This is a genomic window from Rhodospirillales bacterium RIFCSPLOWO2_02_FULL_58_16 (assembly GCA_001830425.1).
GTDB lineage: Bacteria > Pseudomonadota > Alphaproteobacteria > Rhodospirillales > 2-02-FULL-58-16 > 2-02-FULL-58-16.
In genome coordinates, this window is the sequence record MIAA01000001.1 from 42,532 (window position 1) to 62,166 (window position 19,635).

Annotated in this window: 18 protein-coding genes and 1 pseudogene (1 of these 19 only partly in view); 2 read left to right on the plus strand and 17 right to left on the minus strand. The window is 58.6% G+C overall.

Annotation, left to right across the window (positions count from 1 at the left end):
- A pseudogene (locus A3H92_12880) lies at nucleotides 1-70 on the plus strand (hypothetical protein) (it extends 1,280 nt beyond the left edge of the window).
- A gap of 121 nt (nucleotides 71-191) precedes the next feature.
- On the opposite strand, the gene A3H92_12885 reads toward A3H92_12880, so the two are convergent.
- From A3H92_12885 to A3H92_12965, 17 genes are all read right to left on the minus strand, one after another.
- A complete protein-coding gene (locus tag A3H92_12885; GenBank protein OHC76495.1) occupies nucleotides 192-2,132 on the minus strand; it encodes an aconitate hydratase in 1,941 nt (646 codons plus the stop codon).
- Nucleotides 2,133-2,169: 37 nt separating this feature from the next.
- On the minus strand, nucleotides 2,170-3,390 hold the full coding sequence (locus A3H92_12890) for an isocitrate dehydrogenase (GenBank protein OHC76496.1): 1,221 nt from the start codon (nucleotides 3,388-3,390) through the stop codon (nucleotides 2,170-2,172).
- A gap of 29 nt (nucleotides 3,391-3,419) precedes the next feature.
- Entirely contained in the window at nucleotides 3,420-6,122 is a 2,703-nt protein-coding gene (locus A3H92_12895) for a CoA-binding protein (GenBank protein OHC76497.1), read from the minus strand.
- The gene (locus tag A3H92_12900; GenBank protein OHC76498.1) at nucleotides 6,119-7,405 is read right to left on the minus strand and encodes a carboxylate--amine ligase; all 1,287 of its coding nucleotides are present in this window, start codon (nucleotides 7,403-7,405) and stop codon (nucleotides 6,119-6,121) included. The genes A3H92_12895 and A3H92_12900 overlap by 4 nt, the downstream gene beginning before the upstream one ends.
- A gap of 20 nt (nucleotides 7,406-7,425) precedes the next feature.
- Entirely contained in the window at nucleotides 7,426-8,250 is an 825-nt protein-coding gene (locus tag A3H92_12905; GenBank protein OHC76499.1) for a heterodisulfide reductase subunit F, read from the minus strand.
- Nucleotides 8,240-9,280 carry a sulfite reductase gene (locus A3H92_12910; GenBank protein ID OHC76582.1) on the minus strand — a complete coding sequence of 347 codons (1,041 nt, stop codon included), beginning with the start codon at nucleotides 9,278-9,280 and terminating at the stop codon, nucleotides 8,240-8,242. Before A3H92_12910 ends, A3H92_12905 begins: the two co-directional genes overlap by 11 nt.
- A gap of 4 nt (nucleotides 9,281-9,284) precedes the next feature.
- On the minus strand, nucleotides 9,285-10,316 hold the full coding sequence (locus A3H92_12915; protein ID OHC76500.1) for a hydrogenase: 1,032 nt from the start codon (nucleotides 10,314-10,316) through the stop codon (nucleotides 9,285-9,287).
- Nucleotides 10,316-10,765, minus strand: a complete 450-nt coding sequence (locus tag A3H92_12920; GenBank protein OHC76501.1) for a heterodisulfide reductase subunit MvhD — start codon at nucleotides 10,763-10,765, stop codon at nucleotides 10,316-10,318. Before A3H92_12920 ends, A3H92_12915 begins: the two co-directional genes overlap by 1 nt.
- Before the next feature lie 3 nt (nucleotides 10,766-10,768).
- Nucleotides 10,769-12,724: a disulfide reductase gene (locus A3H92_12925; protein ID OHC76502.1), complete on the minus strand. Its 1,956-nt coding sequence runs from the start codon at nucleotides 12,722-12,724 to the stop codon at nucleotides 10,769-10,771.
- A gap of 42 nt (nucleotides 12,725-12,766) precedes the next feature.
- Nucleotides 12,767-13,330, minus strand: a complete 564-nt coding sequence (locus A3H92_12930; protein OHC76503.1) for a pyruvate ferredoxin oxidoreductase — start codon at nucleotides 13,328-13,330, stop codon at nucleotides 12,767-12,769.
- On the minus strand, nucleotides 13,327-14,235 hold the full coding sequence (locus A3H92_12935) for a 2-oxoacid:ferredoxin oxidoreductase subunit beta (GenBank protein OHC76504.1): 909 nt from the start codon (nucleotides 14,233-14,235) through the stop codon (nucleotides 13,327-13,329). The genes A3H92_12930 and A3H92_12935 overlap by 4 nt, the downstream gene beginning before the upstream one ends.
- Nucleotides 14,232-15,389 (minus strand): 2-oxoglutarate synthase subunit alpha, encoded by a 1,158-nt coding sequence (locus A3H92_12940; GenBank protein ID OHC76583.1) that lies wholly within the window; start codon nucleotides 15,387-15,389, stop codon nucleotides 14,232-14,234. Before A3H92_12940 ends, A3H92_12935 begins: the two co-directional genes overlap by 4 nt.
- Before the next feature lie 8 nt (nucleotides 15,390-15,397).
- Nucleotides 15,398-15,649: a 4Fe-4S ferredoxin gene (locus tag A3H92_12945; GenBank protein OHC76505.1), complete on the minus strand. Its 252-nt coding sequence runs from the start codon at nucleotides 15,647-15,649 to the stop codon at nucleotides 15,398-15,400.
- 10 nt (nucleotides 15,650-15,659) lie between these two features.
- A complete protein-coding gene (locus A3H92_12950) occupies nucleotides 15,660-16,541 on the minus strand; it encodes a heterodisulfide reductase, subunit B (GenBank protein ID OHC76584.1) in 882 nt (293 codons plus the stop codon).
- Nucleotides 16,542-16,955: 414 nt separating this feature from the next.
- On the minus strand, nucleotides 16,956-17,384 hold the full coding sequence (locus A3H92_12955) for an ArsC family transcriptional regulator (protein OHC76506.1): 429 nt from the start codon (nucleotides 17,382-17,384) through the stop codon (nucleotides 16,956-16,958).
- On the minus strand, nucleotides 17,385-17,870 hold the full coding sequence (locus A3H92_12960) for a hypothetical protein (protein ID OHC76507.1): 486 nt from the start codon (nucleotides 17,868-17,870) through the stop codon (nucleotides 17,385-17,387).
- An 18-nt stretch (nucleotides 17,871-17,888) separates the two neighbouring features.
- Nucleotides 17,889-19,190: a histidinol dehydrogenase gene (locus A3H92_12965; GenBank protein OHC76508.1), complete on the minus strand. Its 1,302-nt coding sequence runs from the start codon at nucleotides 19,188-19,190 to the stop codon at nucleotides 17,889-17,891.
- A gap of 185 nt (nucleotides 19,191-19,375) precedes the next feature.
- On the opposite strand from A3H92_12965, the gene A3H92_12970 reads away from it, so the two are divergent.
- Nucleotides 19,376-19,585, plus strand: a complete 210-nt coding sequence (locus tag A3H92_12970) for a cold-shock protein (GenBank protein ID OHC76509.1) — start codon at nucleotides 19,376-19,378, stop codon at nucleotides 19,583-19,585.
- The last annotated feature ends 50 nt before the right edge of the window (nucleotides 19,586-19,635 follow it).

A 19,635-nucleotide genomic window follows, 5' to 3' on the forward strand; every position in this document is an offset into this window, starting at 1 on the left:
CCACTATAACGACGAGGGTTATAAAACCGCCGCCCAAGCCATCGGCAAGGCATTGGCGGAGAAGAAGTAGTCACCCCTCCTGACCTCCCCTTAGTAAGGGGAGGAATTTTTTCTCCCCTCCTTACCAAGGAGGGGTTGGGGGAGGTTGCTGCCGGAAACAGGTTTCCCCGTTTCCGGCTTTTTTTGTTTTCTCATGCCGCCTGCTGGGCGGCGAAGAGAGACAGAGCGCCGCCGGCCCTGATCATCGGCAGGTCTTCCTTGCCTTGAGCCAGATGGACCGGAATCTCAATCGAGCCGTTGACCACCACCTTAAGTCGACCCTCCTCCAGACCGGAGGTATCGAGGCTGAGTTTGGCGCCCTGGTCGATCTTGTCGTAATCGTCGTGGTTGACGAAGGTCAGGCCCAATACGCCGAAGTTGGCGAGGTTGGCCAGATGGATGCGCTCGAAGCCCTTGGCCAGAATGACCCGAATGCCGAGAATTCTGGGGCACAGCCCGGCGTGTTCACGCGACGACCCCATGCCGTAACCGTCGCCGGCGACGATGAAGCCGTGGCCGCCCGCATCGCGCAGCTTCATGGCGCGGGCGCTGAATGTTTTGTCGGCCTGGATGAAAGTGGCCTGCTTGGCGTACTCGTCGGCGTTGGAGCGCAAAGCGAGATACTTGCCGGCCGGTTGAATCAGGTCGGTGGTGACATCGTTCCCCAGCTTGAGCAACGCCTCGCCTTCCAGCCCGGCGGGCAAGCCTTCCAGGTTCGGCAGCGATTTAATGTTGGGGCCGTAGGTCGGGTTGATCTTCATTGCTTCGTTCTTGGGCAGCGGCGCTATATAGGCGCTCATATCGACCACGGGCGGCGACTTCTTGATGGTCAGCTTTTCGCCGATGACCTTGCGCGGATCGACCAGCTTGCCGGCGATGGCGCTGGCGGCGGCGGTAACCGGGCTGACCAGATGGACGGCGGCGTTTTCGGTGCCGGAACGCCCGGTAAAGTTGCGGTTGGCTGTTGACAGCATTACCCCGTTCGAGGGCGGGCTGAAGCCTTGGCCGATACAGGCGCTACAGGCGTTTTCCATGATGCGGACGCCGGCGGAGTAAAAGACTTCCATATAACCGGCGGCCGACAGTTGACGCGCCACCGACTGAGAACCCGGCGAGATGGCAGTATCCACCTTGACCCGCTTGCCGCGCAGAACCTCGCCGACCTTGGCCAGGTTTTCATAGTTGGAGTTGGTGCAGCTTCCGATAAACACCGCGTCGATAGCCATGCCGAGGTGATCGGTGACCGGCTCCATGGACCTGAGAATCGGATAGAGGGCGATGGTGGGGACCAGTTCCGACAGGTTGATCTTGACGGTGCGCGAATAGACGGCGCCTTTATCTGCGGCAAGGGGGAGGAAGTCTTTTCCGCGTTTGCGGCCTTCCAGATATTTCTGGGTGACCTTGTCGCTGGGGAAGATCGAAAAAGCGACGCCGGATTCAGTACCCATGTTGGTAATGGTGGCGCGATCGGCGACGCCCAGGCTCTTGACGCCCGGCCCGGTGTATTCCAGGCAGATGCCCTTGTTTCCCTTGATGCCGATTTTATTCAGGATGTTAAGGATCACGTCCTTGGCCAGGATGCCTACGGGAAGTTTGCCGGCAAGCCTGACTTCCACCACTTCCGGCATGACGATCTTGTAGGACTGGCCGGCCATGGCGAAGCTGACGTCGGTGCCGCCGGCGCCCAGCGCCAGCATCCCCATGCCGCCGGCGTTGGTGGTGTGGGAGTCCGATCCCAGGACCGATTTTCCGGGGACGGCGAAGTCCTCAAGGAAAACCGTGTGACAGATGCCGTTGCCGGCGCGTGAGAACCAGCACCCGTACCTCTTGGCGAATGTTTCCAGGTAGCGGTGATCGTCGCTGTCGATGAAGCCGACCTGCAACATCTTGTGATCGACGACGATCAGGGCGACGGTCTTTGCCATATCTACGCCCATTTTCTCGAAAGCCAGGGCGGCGGCGGTGCCGGTGGCGTCCTGGTAGAGGGTGTGGCTGAACAGAATTTCCATAGGCTGCCCCGGTTCGGGGAGTCGCGTGATATTTCCGGCGGCGTTCGCCAGCAGGACTTTCTGCGCTACATTGAGATGTTGCATGAAAACTACCCTTCCCTTTTCTGACGCATATCCGTTGTTACCAGCCCGCCATTTCCTTTTGCAGGTTTTTAGCGATCTTGTCGAGGAACCCTTCGGTCGTCTGGAAGGGCTGGTCGGGACCGATAAGCGATGACAAGTCCTTGGTCATGTCGCCGGCCTCGACCGTCTTGACGCAGACTTTCTCCAGGGCGGCGGCGAACTTTACCACGTCCGGGGTGTCGTCGAACACGCCACGGAAATGCAGTCCTTGCGTCCAGGCGAAGATAGAGGCGATAGGATTGGTCGATGTCGCCTTGCCCTGCTGATGCTGGCGATAATGGCGGGTGACGGTGCCGTGAGCGGCCTCGGCCTCCACCGTCTGTCCGTCGGGAGTCATCAGCACCGAGGTCATCAGGCCCAGCGAGCCGAAGCCCTGGGCGACGATATCGGACTGGACGTCGCCGTCGTAGTTCTTGCAGGCCCAGACGAAACCGCCGGGCATTTTAATGGCCTGGGCCACCATGTCGTCGATCAGCCGGTGATCATAGGTGATGCCGGCCTTGGCGAACTTGTCTTTGTACTCGGTCTCGAAAATCTCCTGGAACAAGTCCTTGAAGCGCCCGTCATAGGCCTTGAGGATGGTGTTCTTGGTGGTCATGTAGACCGGCCAGCCCAGATTAAGGCCGTAGTTCAGGCACGCCCTGGCGAAGCCGCGAATCGATTCATCCAGGTTGTACATAGCCATGGCGACGCCGCCGCCGGGGAAGGTGAATACCTCGCGCTCGATGACCTTGCCGCCGTCAGAAGGCTCGAACTTGATGGTCAGCTTGCCGGGGCCTGGAACGACGAAGTCGGTGGCCCGGTACTGATCGCCGAAGGCGTGACGGCCGATGACGATCGGCTTGACCCAGCCGGGGACGTAACGCGGCACGTTGTTGCAGATGATCGGCTGGCGGAAGACGGTGCCGCCGATAATGTTGCGGATGGTGCCGTTGGGCGACTTGTACATCTTTTTCAGGCCGAACTCCTCGACTCTTTCCTCGTCGGGAGTGATGGTGGCGCACTTGACCCCCACCCTGTGCTTCTTGATGGCCTCGGCGGCGTCAACGGTGATCTGATCGTCGGTCTCGTCGCGCTTTTGAATGGAGAGGTCGTAGTACTTCAGGTCAATATTCAGGTAGGGCAGGATCAGCTTGTCCTTGATGAACTGCCAGATAATGCGGGTCATCTCGTCGCCGTCGATTTCGACGACGGGATTTTTCACCTTGATTTTAGCCATTGGTCGGTTCTCCGGTTATCGGGTGTCGGTTAAGAAACAAAGCGGCACTGGGACGTCGGCGTGCGGGTGTCCATATTGCGTCCCCGGTTGATGTGATCGTCGATCTCGCCGGCGCACCCCGCCATCCTTCCGAACAGGAAGGCGGTAAAAGCCGACGTTTCCATGGATTTCTCCGAGAAGTCGCCGGATTGATAGCGCGGCCATAGAAGTTTCAGCAGGATGGTGGCGATGACGGCGTCGATGTTTACGCAGAAAATGTTTTTGGTCATCCCGGTATCGAACAGGGCCTTGACCAGAACGCTGTAGTAGTCGTGAAAGACATTGCTGTCTCCCCGTCCTTTCAGCAGTTCGGCGATGAATACCTCGCGGGGGTCCTTGTTGACCATCAGGCCCTTGAACACCGGGTGGTTGACTCCGGGGATGTTGCGGATGGGTTCGCCCACCGCCTTGCGGACTTTTTTGTCCTTCCCGAAGGCCAGCGCGTATTCCTCGGCCATGGCCTTGAGGTCGATGCCGTGGTTCGGGTCTCCGGCGTCGGTCAGGCCCTTGTCGCGGAAGCACTCGATGAGGAACTGGATTCCCTCGAAGCCGTTGCCGCCGTGGGCAAAACCGGTATGGGTGAGGAAGCCGACCATGCACTTGTTGATCTGCACCCGTTCGGGGCTTTCCGGGCCGTCGGCGGAAACCGCGCCCTTGGCGCCTTGGGCGGAAATGGTGCCGACGCCGTTGGAAATGATCAGTCCCATCATTACCTGGAAGGGGAACAGTTCATCCGCTGACGGCTTCTTGCCGGTAAGAGCCAGATAGGCGAGTTCGGTCACCGTCCACGACGCCATGATCTCGGTCATCGCCACGCCGCAGAAGCTGTTTTTCCCATGGTCGTCCGCCGCCGTCGATGCGCCGATATGAACGGCGAACAGACGCGCATACCACGGCAGGTTGCGCACCGTCAGCGTGGATATGCGCTTACGCATAAGCGGCTCCCAGGCGATGGTCGTGGTCAGCGCCGCCAGCACGGCGTCGGCGGTGATATGGCCTTTCAGCGAACGGAGATATTTAACAAACACGGACCTGGCGCCGCGCGCATCAAACGCCGCCAGCATGGCTTTGGCCTTGGCGTCCTGCTTGTCGCCGAGCAGACAGGCGAGTTGCAGGGCGTCGGCTTTAATGGAGGAGAAGTCGGCGTTCTCGTCATCCCCCTGGTTGACGCCGCTATGGGCGAACAGTTCAACCAGTGTCTCGGCCGCCTTACGGGCGCCATCCACCCGCCCCGGCCCAAGGATGGCGCATGCCGTAGCCAGCACCGAGTTGGGAGCATTGCCGGCGTCGCTTGCCGCCTGGGCGGCGGCCAGGATGGCGTCGCCGTGCAGGTTGACCTCGGAGGCGACGGCCAGATTGAACAGGGCGTTATCGTTGTCGTCATTGGCCTCGCGCACCAGATTCAGGCACAGGTTGGATTCCATCGGCATCTTGGCGGTGTCGAGGATGGAGACGCCGTTGACCCTGGTGATCTGGGAGGTGGCGTCCATGATCGAGCTTCCCGAACAGTCTTTCATCGGCTGGCGGGGGAAGAAAGCGCCTACCTGTTTGTCCAATTCGGCGATTTGCTCGCGGTAGGGCGAGATGGCGTCAACAATCGGCAGGTCCAGATCGGCCGGCAGATTCAGTCCCTGATTGTTGCCGAACCACGGCTTGAGGCTAAGGTCGCCTTCCGGCGGGAAGTCCGGTTTGATTTTGTTGAGAGTCATGACCGCCGTTAAAGCGGCGGGAATGTAGGCGATATTCGCCACCACCGCTCCTTTGGCGCTGCACACCGGATTTTCCGGGGTAAACAAATCATCCACCCCGAAGCGGTCTTTGAACCAGCCTTCCTTGGCTACGGCGCTGTCGCCGGTGCCGCCTATGGCTCCGGCGTGTCCGACGGCGCGGGTCAGATTGGCCTTCCATCGTCCGACCACGCAGGCAACCGTCGGCTTGGTCAGTTTCAGTTCCTGCTCGTAGTATCCGCCCGGCTCCACATACATGACGGCGGCCTTGGAGCGAGGGTCATTGGTCAGGGCGTTGGCGAACTCGGCGGCGCCGAAGTGGATATAGACATCCTTGCCGCTGGAGACTGAAGTGGTGGTTCCCCAGCCGCCTGTCTTCAGGTAGTTGGCGATGGTGGTGGTGAAGTTGCCGGAGTTGGAATAGATGGCCACGCACCCCTTGCGTAAGGTTTCCGCCGGGTGATCGCCGCCCAGCGCCCCGCCGTAGCGGACCTGAAGCCACGCATCGGCAATGCCGAGGCAGTTGGCGCCGAAGATGTCAACCTGGCCTTGCTGGCCCAAAGCGCGGATTTCACGGGCGTCGTGGGTCGAGACTTTCTCGGTGATGATGATGATCTTGGTAAGGTTCGGATTCACCCTGATCAACTCGGCGACGCCGTCGCGCACGCCGGCCGGCGGCAGATAGACCACGCCGACATTGAACTTGTGTCCGTCCTTCAGGCCCTCGCGGACGCTGTTATAAACGGGGATGTTGCCGATCCTGGTTTCAAGAACCTGACCCTGGCGTCCCGGCGAAGTGCCGAAGACAACATTGCCGCCGGAGTAGGCGTGGCTTATCGGGGTGACGGTTCTGGACTCTCCGCCCAGGATGTTAAGCACGCAAATCCTGTCGTCCTTGGAGGCGATGTCGCCCAGCGACCTGATGCCGACGAAATACTTGAATTCTTCAATGCCTCTGTTTTTCATAGCTTGCCACCGTTGCTGATGCCCAATTTCGCGGCGATTTCGGCGCGTCCGCCTTTTTTCATCCATTTATCGACGGCCTGGGAATAGCGGACCACATCGCTCATTGCCGAATCATGGCCGAAAATCCTGTACGGCAACCCGAGGGATTCAAGGACATCCTTGAAGGCCCCCATGCCGCGCACCAGATTCACCCCGCCGCGTCCGATCACCACATAGATGGGAGACGGCCCTTTTTCATTAAAGTGTTCGCGCAAGGCGTCGGCCATAGCGCGAAACGTCTCGAAGATGTCGGTGTTGTTGGACTTGCCGCCGATGACGAACAGGACGTTGGTCTGGGCCAGCCAGTGCTTGAGGCATATCTTCATGACTTCCCGCATCTTTTCGTAAGGCGGATTGCCGCCGAAATCCGACGAGATAATGGCGTCATCGCCCAGGCCCTCGGTGACCAGCGAGTTGGCGCCGCCGCCGAAGGTGGGGGCCAGAATGGTTCCCTTGTCGTTGATCACATAGACATCGCTCTGGCCCTGGTAGGTGCGAAGCTGGTTGATCTCCTGCTCGAAGTCGGAGATATCCTCGACGAACAGATCATCGGGCAGATTGAGGCGGCTCACCCTGGGATCGTCCCGGTCAAATCCGCACTTGAAGTCACAGGCCACGGGCGACAGGCGTCCGGGCGAATCAACGGTCATGCGGATCGGATTCAGCTCCAGAGTCGTCATGCCGTGATGATGGAACAGATCCCACAGCTTGGGCAGGTTCTGCACCAGCGGCGAAACGATCTCCCTGGGGGCGCCGAGGTCGGACAGGGCGTTGGCGATGACAAACGCCTTCAGCCCGGTCAGGGCGTCGAAAGGAACCTCGATGATCTGACTGCTGTCCAGCTCCTCGATATCCATGCCGCCGTGATGGGTGATGGTTATGGTGGGCGCCCGGAATTTGGTCGAGTCGGAAATCGAGAAATAGACCTCGTAGTCGGCGGGAACCGCGCCCTCGAAAGTCACGCCTTGCGCCTTGTAAGTCATTTTGCCGACTTTGTGCGTGACGAAATAAAGACGTTCTTTCTCGGCCATGGCGGTCTTGATGTCCTTGGCGCGGCCGATCAGTCCGGCCTTGCCTTTTTTGCCGATGCCGCCCCTGAAAATGGGTTTAACAAAGACCGAGCCGCACTTTTCGATGAGGTCTTTGATCGCGCTTTCGCTTGCCTCCGGCCCTAGAATCGTGGACGCCGGGAAATCCACCAGCTTCAACATCCTGGCGCCGTAAAGCATACCCGTTACCTGCATCTCTTTCCCCTACCCTCTGATTAATACTCTTGCGGCAGCGCCTTCAAATCGGCCCAACTGTAAACAGGCCCTTTCATGCAAACGTAATCCTTGCCGATGTTGCAGCGTCCGCATTTTCCGATGCCGCATTTCATCTTGTTCTCGACGGTGGTGTATATCCGGTCGTCGGCGAATCCCAGTTGCTGAAGGTTCTTGATGACGAACTTGATCATCATCGGCGGGCCGCAGGTAATGGCGATGGTGTTGTCCGGCGACGGCTTTTTGTCCAGCAGGTTGGAGGGAACAAAACCGACGTATTCCTCCCATCCCGGCTCCTCGGCGTCCACCGAGAGTTGAATGTTCACCTCGCCGCGCAGTTCCTCGATCTCGTCCCGATAGAGGATGTCGCCGGATGTCCTGCCGCCGTAAAAAAGCGTCAGATCGCCGAAGTCCTTTTTATTGGCGTGGGTGGTCTGAAGAATCGGCCACACCGGCGCCAGTCCGCAGCCGCCGCCGATAATGATGATGTTCTTGCCTTTCCAGTCGTCAATCGGGAAGCAGTTGCCCAGCGGCCCCCGCAAACCGATGATGTCGCCTTCCCTCATGCCGTGAAGGGCGGTGGTGACCCGTCCCGTCTTGACGATGGAGAACTGCTTGTAGTCCTTGAGGTGAGGGGCGGAGGAAATGGAAATCATCGCCTCGCCCTTGCCGAAGACGGAAATCATCGCGCACTGGCCGGGAAGGTGATCAAAGCCGTCGCCGTTGACGAACTCGGTGCGGAAGCTCTTGATCGGGCGCGGCCCCCCGGTTTCCTGCTTGACGCGCACGATCCTGGCCATTTTAGGAAGATAGATATTATTCAGCATAATCGTTCGCTCCGTTTACGGCGGCGACGATGTCAATTCCCACCGGGCATTTGGCGACGCACCTGCCGCAGCCTGTGCATTGATGAACACCGTGATTTTCAAAGAAGTACTGAAACTTGTGGCACACCCTCTGGCGCAGGCGGGAGGCATTGTCGGGCCGGGGATTGTGGCCGGAGGAATGCATGGTGAAATCGGGGAACTGGCAGGTGTCCCAGGTTCTGACCCGTTCGCCCTTGAGCGGCGCCGAACTTGACACCTCGTCGTTCATGTCAAAGCAGTGGCAGGTCGGACACAGGAAGGTGCAGATGCCGCACTGGATGCAGGCTTTCGACTTTTCATCCCAGAAGGGCGCCGTAAACATGTCTTTCAGCTTGGCGGGCGCGCCGGCAAGATTGTTGATCGGGCGCTGCTGATGCGTCATGGACGCGGCGTGAACCTTTTCCAGTTCATTTTTGTCCTTGGCGGCGGCGGCGCTGAACAACGAGCCGCCCAGTTCGACAATCCGTTTGCCCTTGTCGGTGAAGGACTTGACGTAATAGCTGTCGGCCAACTCGGTCATTTGAATATCCAGGCCGTCCTCGCCGTGAGGCGAGCCGCCCGTGGATACGCAAAAGCAGGTCCGATCCGGCGGCTCGTTGCAGGACAGTCCGACGAACACTCCCTTGTTGCGTCGCGCCCAGTAGTAGGGGTCTTCGTATTCCTTGGAGAAAACGATATCGGTCAGGGTCAGCCCCTTGGCGTCGCACGACCTGACGCCGAAAACGACAAACGGCCTGGGGTCGGGAATCGTCTGGGCAATTACCGGCGCCCCGCCCTTTTCCTGCTCGAAGGTGAACATCACCTCGCGTTGCGGGAAAACGATGTTCTTGGGCGAATGAATGGTCTTGGCGAAGTCCAACCCGGCGGCCTTGGCGTCGTCGATAACCACATAATTCCAGTTATCGTCAACGAACGCCGGCATGTAAACGTCATGGGAATCCAGTTTGGCCACCCATTCCTGCAAGCTTGCTTTTTTAAGTATTTTTTCCATGGCGTTATAAAATGTGACCGTCGGGGTCTTCATCCCTGAAAGAGGAAACCAGGGATGGCTGATTCACATCCCGGCCCGGTTCGTAGCTGAACATATTGAACGCTTCCTTCTCCATCTTCTTGTTCAGCAGACGAACCGGAATATGCACCGGACAAACCCTCTCGCACTCGCCGCAATCGATGCAGCGTCCGGCAAGGTGGATAGCCCTGACCAGGTGATAGCCGAAGTTCTCGGAGGTGGAGTTGGACCTCTCGATCCATCTGACGCGGTTGGCCTTCTGATCGGGGGAAGTAGTCGGCGTCACCATAAAGGTTATGCTGTCAACCACGCATTCCTCGCAGTAGCACATGGGGCATACCGAGCGGCAGGCGTAACAGCGCAGACAACTGTCCAGCTTCTCTTTCCAGAAGTTCCACTTGTCGCCGACGGCGGCGGCCTCCATGGCGTCCAGCGAAGTGAAGGGAGGCAGCCGGCCGCCGCTGACCCTTTCGCCGAAGACGACATTGTTCTCGGCGGGGAAAGGGTCTTTACATTCGAGACAGCGGTCGGCGAGAACCTCCTTGGCCGGAACCTTGACATCCCCGTCCCTGGTGGCGATCAGGTAATGATCGGCGCCGTCGAACTCGGCGTTAAGCGGCGTCTTGCCCTTGAGAAACCTCTTTAGTTTCTTCTCGTCGAGTACGCCGTTGCCCTCGCAGGAAACGCCGATGATGTGGACGTTTTCGCGCTTGAGATAGCTCTCCTGAAGCAGGACGACGACGGAGCGGGAATCACAGCCCTTGCAAACAATGCCGATGGGCTTGCCGGCGGTTTGCTTCTTGGTCGCCTGAATTTTCCTCTCGGCGGTCAGGTAGAGAGAAAGATTGTGTACGCATGTGGGGTCCCAGACCAGATCGCCGGCGTCCTCGGCCTCGGCAATGAAGGCGGGGACCGCCATGAATGTCGCCGTGCCCTTCTGAAAACCGAGGACATAGCTGACCTCTCCCTTTTCCAGAAGTCGCGCAACATGGCTTTTAAGGTCTTCCAGGTTCACCATCAGCGATCAACCTTCAGTTTTTTCTGGGGGCCGAGCGGCCTGATGACATTGGTGAAGTTGGTGACAACTTCGGCGTACTTCGCGCCCTCGGCGGCGGAAATCCAGGACATCTGGAAGCGCTCCGGCTCGACGCCGATAAACTCGATAAGCTTTTGCAGCAGGTAGATTTTACGCCGTGCGTAGTAATTGCCCTTGATGTAGTGGCAGTCGCCCGGATGGCAGCCGGAAACCAGAACGCCGTCGGCGCCTTTGTTGAAGGCGGACAGGATATAGATCGGCGATACGCTGCCCGAACACATGACCTTGATCGGCACCACGTTGGCGGGGTACTCCATGCGCGAAACGCCGGCAAGGTCGCTTCCTGCGGAAGAGCACCACTTGCACAGGAAAGCGACAATTCTAGGCTCGAAGCCCTTTGCCGTTGTGGATTGTTGTGACGTGTTCGACACCTGTTACCCTCCCAGCGCCGCGCTGATCATATCGTAAATCTGCAAGGGCGTGTTGTTCTTGACCTCGATGGCGGCGCGCAGGCAGGTGGCCGTGCAGGTGCCGCATCCTTCACACAAGACCTCGTTGACCTTGGCCTTGCCGGCGACGATGCCGATGGCCTCAAAGGGACAGGCCTGGACGCACATGGCGCAGCCTGTGCAAAGATCGAGAGTGACGCGGGCCACCGAAGGGTCCGTCTCCAATGTTTCCTGTGACAGCAAGATCATCACCTTGCCGGCGGCGGCGCTGGCCTGGGCCACGGTCTCGGGGATGTCCTTGGGCGACTGGCCGGCGCCGGCGAGGAACACCCCGGCGGTAACGCTCTCCACCGGCTTGAGCTTGGGGTGAGACTCGGCGAGGAAGCCGTCCTTGTCGATGCCGATCTTTAGTATCTTGGCCATCTCTTTGGTTCCCTTGGTCGGAACCATGGCCACCGCCAGCACCACCATGTCGGCGTCGATCTCGATCATTTGCCCGGACAGGGTATCGACGCCCCTGACCTTGATCTTGCCTTCTTCCTCGTACAGGTCCGACACCTTGCCGCGCAGGTACATGACATGATCATTATCAATGGCCCGCTGAATGAACTCCTCGTAGCCCTTTCCGCCGGAGCGGATGTCGATATAAAAGATGTACGCCTTGCCGTCGGGAACGTGATGCTTGTACAGCATGGCGTGCTTGGCCGTGTACATGCAGCAGACCTTCGAGCAGTACGAGCAATGCTTGTCGGGGTCGCGTGAGCCGACGCACTGAATAAAGACGATCTGCTTGGGAACCCGGTGATCCGAAGGCCTCAGGATATGGCCGCCGGTGGCCCCCGACGCCGAACACAGCCTTTCAAACTGAAGTCCGTCGAGCACGTCCGGGTATTTGCCGTAACCGTATTCGGCCAGATGTTCCTTGCCGTAAAGCTCGAAGCCGGTGGCGACGACTATGGCGCCGACGTCTTCCTCGATAATCTCCGGCCTCATGTCGTAATTGATGGCTTGCGGCTCGCAGACGTCAGGTTCGGCGCATTTGCCGCAGATGATGGGGTTAAGGCCGAGGCAGGTTTCCTCGTCCAGGTAGTAAGTTGCCGGTATCGATTGGGCGAAGGGAATGAAAATGGCGCGACGCCCGGTCAGCCCCAGGTCGTACTCGTTGGCGACCACCACCGGGCAAACCGCCGTGCATTGATCACAGAGCTTGCACATCTCGGCATTCACATAGGTCGGTTTCTTGAGAATTTTGACCTTGAAGTTGCCGACGAAGCCGGAGACGTGCTGCACCTCGCTCTTAACCAGCAACTTGATCCGCTTGTTCTTGGAAACCTCGACCATCTTCGGCGAAAGAATGCACTGGGAACAGTCAAGCGTCGGAAAGGTCTCGGACAGCTTGAGCATGTTGCCGCCGATGGTCGGTTCTTTCTCGACCAGGATCACTTCGAGACCGCTTGCCGCCATGTCCAGCGACGCCTGGATGCCGGCGATGCCGCCGCCGACCACCAGCACCTTGCGGGTGACGGACACCCGAGACGGAGTCAGCGATTCGTTGCGACTGACCCTTTTGACGGCGCTTCTCGTTATCTTGATGGCCTTCTCGGTGCCTTCGGCCTTGTTCTTGTGAACCCAACTGCACTGTTCGCGGATGTTGGCGATCTCGCACTGGAACTTGTTGAGGCCGGACAGCTCGGTAACGTCACGGAAGGTCTTTTCATGGAGATTCGGGGAACAGCAGGCGACGACGACGCTGTCCAGGGCGTTATCCCTGATGGCGTTGATGACCGTGGCCTGACCGGGTTCGGAGCACATGTAGAGATAGTCCTCGGAGAAGACTACGTCCGTTTCCTTGCCCATCTCCTTGGCCAATTTCCTGACGTCGACGGTCGCGGCAATGTTGGTGCCGCAGTGACAAACGAAAACTCCGGTGCGTTTTGTCATCCCGTTGCCTCAAGATTTACCATGACCATAAATTCGGCCACGCTACTTCTTTCCCTTTTTCTTTCCTTCGGCGAGAAGCTCTTTGCCGTGGTCATAGCCCCTGTCGAACGCCTTGATGTTATGCGAGATGAACCGTTCGGGAACCAGACCGGGCAGCGCTTTTTTCATGGCCTCGGGCGATATCACGCCGGTGATCGCGGTAAAGAATCCGAGAGTCACCAGATTGGTGAAAAGGCGGTTGCCCAATTCCTCGGCGAAGCGGGTCGCCGGAACGGCGTACATCGTGATATCGGCGCGGGCCGGCCTGGTTTTAACCAGATCGTTGTCAACGATAAGGATGCCTGTATCGCTCATTTGCGGCTCGTACTTGTCGTAGGCTTCCTGCGACAGTGAGACCAGTACGTCCGCCCTGGTCACATAGGGATAGGCGATGCGCTGATCGGAGACCACCAATTGCGAGGCGCAGGCGCCGCCGCGAGCCTCGGGTCCGAAGCTTTGGGTCATGGTGGCGAACTTGTTGTCGAAAATGTTCGCCGCCTTGCCGGCGATCAAGGCGCAACGAACGATGCCCTGCCCGCCGAATCCTGAAAATCTGATTTCACTCATTCTCCGCAATCCCCTTCACACCCGGTCTTGCCATAGAGCTGGTAATCGTCGCCGAGGACGGTGCTGAACTGGGTGTTCATCGCGTCCATGAACGTCGGTTTTTCCTTGTCAACGAACTTGCCCATAATAATCTTGTCCTGATAGGCGATATCGACGGTGCGGGTGTCGGCGCCGTGCCGGATCTCGGACTTGTCATGGTAGTACTGCAAGACATCCAGGCCGTCGCCGAGACGGTTGCGGCGCGCATACAAAGTGGTGCACGGCGTGATTACCTCGATAAAGGACAGGCCCTTCTTTTTGAAGGCTTCCTGGATTGACGTGGTGATGTTCTTGGCGTGAAGCGATGTCCAGCGCGCCACATAAGTCGCGCCGCAGGCGTCGGCCAGCAACGGCAGGCTGAAGGCGTTCTCGAAGTTGCCGTGAGGCGCCGTGGAGGCGCTGGCGCCGATCGGCGTGGTCGGCGTCACCTGGCCTCCGGTCATGCCGTAGGTAAAATTGTTCACGCAGATGACGATGAGGTCCATGTTGCGTCTGGCGGCGTGGATGAAGTGATTGCCGCCGATGCCCATAAGATCGCCGTCGCCGCTGAAGACCACCACCTTAAGCTCGGGATTGGCCAGCTTGAGGCCGGTGGCGAAGGGAATGGCGCGGCCATGAGTGGAGTGAAACGAGTCGAGATTTACATAGCCGGCGACTCGGCCCGTGCAGCCGATGCCCGAGACCACGGCCAGCTTTTCCATGTTGATGCCGCTTTTCTTGACGGCCTCGGCAAAAGCGGTGACGACCGTGCCGATCCCGCAGCCGGGACACCAGATGTGAGGCATCCTCTCCATGCGCAGGAAGTTAGCCATGGGGTTTTGTTCGGCATATTTGCTTTCGTCGGCGTATTTGTAATCTTCGGTCATTTGCTTGCCTCCTTGATGGCGGCCAGAATGTCGTTCGGATCGTGGACGTCGCCGCCGGGGTGGGAAACGCGCACCACCTTGCATTGACCGCCGGCGCAGCGCTCGGCTTCCAGAACCATTTGTCCCATATTGATTTCGGGGAAGACGATGGCCTTGACCTTCCCGGCGACGTCCCTGACTCTTTGCTCGGGGAACGGCCAGGCGGTAATCAGCCGGATCGAGCCGACCTTGACGCCGGCCTCTCTCGCCAGTTGAACGGCCCTGACCGCCACCCTGGAGGAAATCCCGTAGGACATGACGACGACTTCGGCGTCATCGACGCCGTTTTCATCCAGCATAATGATCTTGTCGGCGTTGCTTTCGATCTTGTCGATCAGGTGGGGAACGCATATTTTTTGCCGGGCCACGGTGAGGGCGGGATAGCCGCGCTCGTCATGGGTCAGGCCGGTTGAGTGGAAAAAGTGGCCGTCCCCGGCCTTGGCCATGGGGGCAATGCCGTCCGGGCCGAGCTTGTAGGGTTTGTACTCTCCCTTGGGGCCGTCGTACCAACGTCTGTCCAGCAACTCGATATCCTTGGCCTCGGGGATAACCACTTTTTCATGCATATGCCCGATGCACTCGTCGATCATTACGAACACCGGAACGCGGTAGGTCTCCGACAGATTGAAGGCGACGACGGTCAGATCGAAACACTCCTGGGGCGAGTCGGGACAGAGCGCGATGATGCGGTAATCGCCGTGCGATCCCCAACGCACCTGCATCATGTCCTGCTGGGCGACATAGGTAGGCAGCCCGGTGGAGGGGCCGGCGCGCTGGACGTTGGCGATAACCATAGGCGTTTCCATCATCACCGCCAGACCGATGTTTTCCATCATCAGCGAAAAGCCGGGGCCGGAGGTGACGGTCATCACCTTGGCTCCGCCCCACACCGCGCCGATATTGGCGGCCAGGGAGGCTATTTCGTCTTCCATCTGGATGAAAAGGCCGCCGACAGCCGGAGCGCGTTCGGCGAAATATTCAGCGGTTTCGGTTGACGGCGTTATAGGATAACCCGCGAAAAAACGGCAACCGGCGGCGAGAGCGCCTTCCGCGATGGCGTGGTCGCCGTCAAGAAAATGAATTCCGGTGCTGACACCTTTGGGATCGGCGGCGATTTTACGCACTATAACTCCTCCTCATCATCGTCGGGAGTGACAAAAATAGAAAATTCAGGACAGATCACCTCGCAGAACCGGCAATTGTTGCAGGCCGCCGCGTCCTTGACGAAAGGAGGGTGATAGCCCTTTGCATTATAACCGGCTGACATTTCAAGGACATTCTCCGGGCAATACTTGACGCAGAAACCGCAGCCCTTGCACCAACTCTTGTTGATGTGGACGGCGCCTTTCGCCCTTTTGAGTTTGCCGAAAAACATCGTTATCTCCTTAGAGAAGCCCCTTGTCGGTCAATATGGAATTAGGGGCGATATGATGCATGTTCAATCCCAATTCGGCTTCGGGGCAATCAAAGGCTATGGCCATAAGCTGAGTAAAGTAAATTATCGGAATATTCCTGAAGTCCGGATATTTCTTCGCCGCGTCATCCTGGCGTGTATCCAGGTTAAAGGCGCAAAGGGGACAGCTTACGGCGATGACATCGGCGCCCTTGGCCCTTGCCGCCTTGATGATCTTGTATGTCTGGTCGGCGACGATTTCCGGCTTGTCCACGGTTTGATAGGCTCCGCAGCATTCGGTCTTGTGCGGGAAGTCAACCGGCTCGGCGCCGAGGGCGGCGATCAAATCATCAAGGAAAACCGGGCTTTCCACATTATCGAAAGCTACTTCCTTGGGGCGCACCAACAGGCAGCCGTAATAGCTGGCCACCTTGAGGCCCTTCAGGGGCTTCTTTACTTTTTCGGCGATGCCGGCAAAGCCGATCTTGTCGCGCAGGTACTCCATCAGGTGGAGGACTTCCACGTCGCCCTCGTAATCCACCTTTTCGTCGTACATGAAATCATTCATCCTTTTCAGGACGTCGGGATTGGCCTTGACATGCAGATTGGCCCGCTTGAGGGTGTTGTAGCACATCGAGCAGGTGGTCATGAATTCCGAGGCGTTCGCCTCCTTCGCCCGGATCATGTTGCGCACCGGAGCGAGATGGCGCATCAGATCATCAGAGGTCAGGGAAAAAACCGTGCCGCAACAGTTCCAGCGGTCAAGCTCCTCGACTTCCACTCCGAGATGCTTCATCGAGGATATGGTTGAATCCTCGAAATTCTTCGCCTGATTTTTCAGCGTGCAACCGGGGTAGTACTTGAGTTTCTTCAAGGGAGCGCCCCATTCCAACGAAGTGACCGAGATTTAACAGGATGGTTTTAGCCGGCGGCGTTGGGAACACCCGCTAGGGGAGCGGATCGGTCTCTTTAGGGCGGGATGCGCCCCGCCCTTTAGGGTAGCTATGCCTACCCGTCGCTCATAGGCAACGGCGGCGGGGTTTTTCGTGGAAGATCAAAGAGCTAACCTCTCCCGGCCTCCCCTTCATAAAGGGAGGTTATATCAACGGTCATTGACACACACGCAAAGTCGTCATGGCCGGACTTGATCCGGCCATCCACGTCTTTATCCTCGCGCCGTTTTCATACAAGAAAGACGTAGATGCACGGGTCAAGCCCGTGCATGACAAAATCGATTCAATGAAATTCGTTTCGAGTCACCGTTAATGACCTTTGGTATTACTGATCGTCACTTCTCGATAAAAAACGCCTTGATGCGACTCGTCAATTCGTCGCGCACCTTGCGGTAAGCATCAAGCATGGCGTCGCGGTCGCCTTCAATGATCGAGGGATCAAAGGTGTTCCATAACTCCACGTCGCAGGCCATGACCCTGGTCATATCAACCGCCTTGTGCTGTGCCTCGGGCGACAGGGAAATGACGATATCAAAGAAGGCGTCCTCCAGATCGTCGAAGGTCTTGGAGCGATGGGCGGAGAGGTCAACGCCGATTTCCTTCATCACGGAGATGGCAAAACCGTCAATCTCGCCCTGGCGCACTCCCGCCGAATCAACGTAGATTTTACCGCCGTGCAGATGCTTGAGAATGCCTTCGGCCATCGGCGAGCGCACCGAGTTCATGGTGCAGGCGAACAACACGGCGGAGGGAAGGCCGCTCATTCACGCGCTCCGAATATGCAGCACGCAGATCAACGTGAACAAACGACGCGCCGTGTCGCCGTCGATAACGGCCTTGCCGATCAGTCTTTCGCGCAGGATTTCGCCGCCCTCGTCGTGCAGGCCGCGCCGCCCCATGTCGATAGCCTCGATCCGTGACGGGCTTAGCGTCTTGATGGCGCTGAAGTAGCTCTCGCAGACGATGAAATAGTCCTTGATCAGGGAGCGCAGCGATCCGAGGGACAGGGTAAAACAGACCAACCCGTTGTCGTCCTTGTCGCGGACATCGAAAAGCAGGCGGTTTTCCTCAATGCCGAGATGCAGGTTATACGGGCCTTCAAAATCGCCGACGGGAACGAAAGTATTTTCTTCCATAAGATCATGGATGGCCACCTTGCGCTCATGCTCGATCTGGGGGCTTCGCCGCACGACGTTGCGCTCGTCAAGAAAGAGGCCGGCGATCCTTTGGGTTTTGGGCGCGGCGCTCATCGGGATTTCTCCGCCCTGTTACCGGCGGTTCCGGTCCAGCCTCAGGGCCACGGACATGGCGTGGGCGTCCAGTCCCTCGGCCTCGGCCAGGGTTGCCGCGTAAGGGCCGATTGCCGCCAGGCTTTCCGCGTCACAGCCGATCAGGGAACTGCGCTTCATGAAGGTAAGAACGCCGAGACCGGATGAAAAGCGGGCGCTGCGCGCCGTCGGCAGCACATGGCTGGGTCCGGCCATGTAATCGCCGATGGCCTCGGGCGTATAGCGCCCGAGGAAAACGGCTCCGGCGTGGCGGAGCCTGGCGGCCAGTTCATCGGCGTCGTCGATGGCCAGCTCCAGATGCTCGGGAGCGATGAGGTCGATAATCGGCGCTATATCGGTAAAGCTGTTGACGATGATGACGCACCCATGATCGCGCCAGCTTGCGCCGGCGATGGAGGCCCTCGGCAATTTTGCAAGCAGCCTCTCCACTTCGCCGCACACCCTGTCGGCAAAGCCCCTGTCATCGCTTACCAGGATTGATTGCGAGGCGGCGTCATGCTCGGCCTGGGAGAGAAGGTCGGCGGCAATCCACGCCGGATCGTTAAGATTGTCGGCGACGACCAGAATCTCCGAGGGGCCGGCGATCATGTCGATGCCGACGATCCCGAACATCTGACGCTTGGCCTCCGTCACATAGGCGTTGCCGGGGCCGGCGATCATATGAACGGCGGGAATGGTTTTCGTGCCGTAGGCCAGCGCCGCTATCGCCTGGGCGCCGCCGACACTGTAGACTTCGTCAACCCCGGCCAGATGAGCGGCGGCCAGCACCAGCGGATTGTGAACGCCGCCGGGCGTCGGCGTCGCCATGGCCAGACGCTCCACGCCGGCCGTCCTGGCGGGAATGGCGTTCATCAGCACCGACGACGGATAGGCGGCGGCGCCGCCGGGAACATAAATCCCCACCGAAGACATCGGCTTCCAGCGCAGTCCCAGCCTGACTCCCTGGTCGTCAACGTAGTCCATGTCTTCTGGAAGCTGGCGGCGATGAAAGTCGGCAATTCGCGCCGCCGCTATTTTCAGCGCTTCAATCGTTCCCGGCTCGCATTTTTCGGCGGCCTGCTCCAGTTCTTCAGCGGTGACGCGCAATGACCGGGCCGTCGGCGCAAAGCCGTCAAAACGCGCGGTCAAGGCGATCAACGCCTCGTCGCCGTTTTCCCTGACGTCGGCAATGATCGACCTCACCGCCTCGCCGATATCTTCGTCCGCCTCGCGCCTGGCGGCGAGCATATTCTTCAGTCCGGCGTGAAAGCCGGGATCAAGAACATCAAGAATTTTGGGCATCGACACACCCTTTAACCGGGAAGGTGGATAGGTTCTATAATGTTTCGCCGCGCTCTGCCAGCAAACACATTATAAAGGGATACGGTATATTTCGTATGACTCTTGTAAATTATATGCTAAGAGAATGACCTTCTAGTGACCAACCTGCCGCTCTGCGGACTACTTTTTATAAGAGAGAATACGATATGCCAACTGGTACTGTTAAATGGTTCAACCCCACCAAGGGTTTCGGTTTCATTGAGCCTGAAAGCGGCGATAAGGACGCCTTCGTCCATATCTCTGCCGTTCAAAAGGCCGGACTTACCACTCTTCGGGAAGGACAAAAGGTCGAGTACGAACTCGTCCCCGGCGACAAGGGCAAGAGTTCTGCGGAGAATCTGGTCGCCCTCGACTGATTCCCGGCCAACCGGACAATAGCCGTTCTTGAATAGGCTCGGGCATGCCG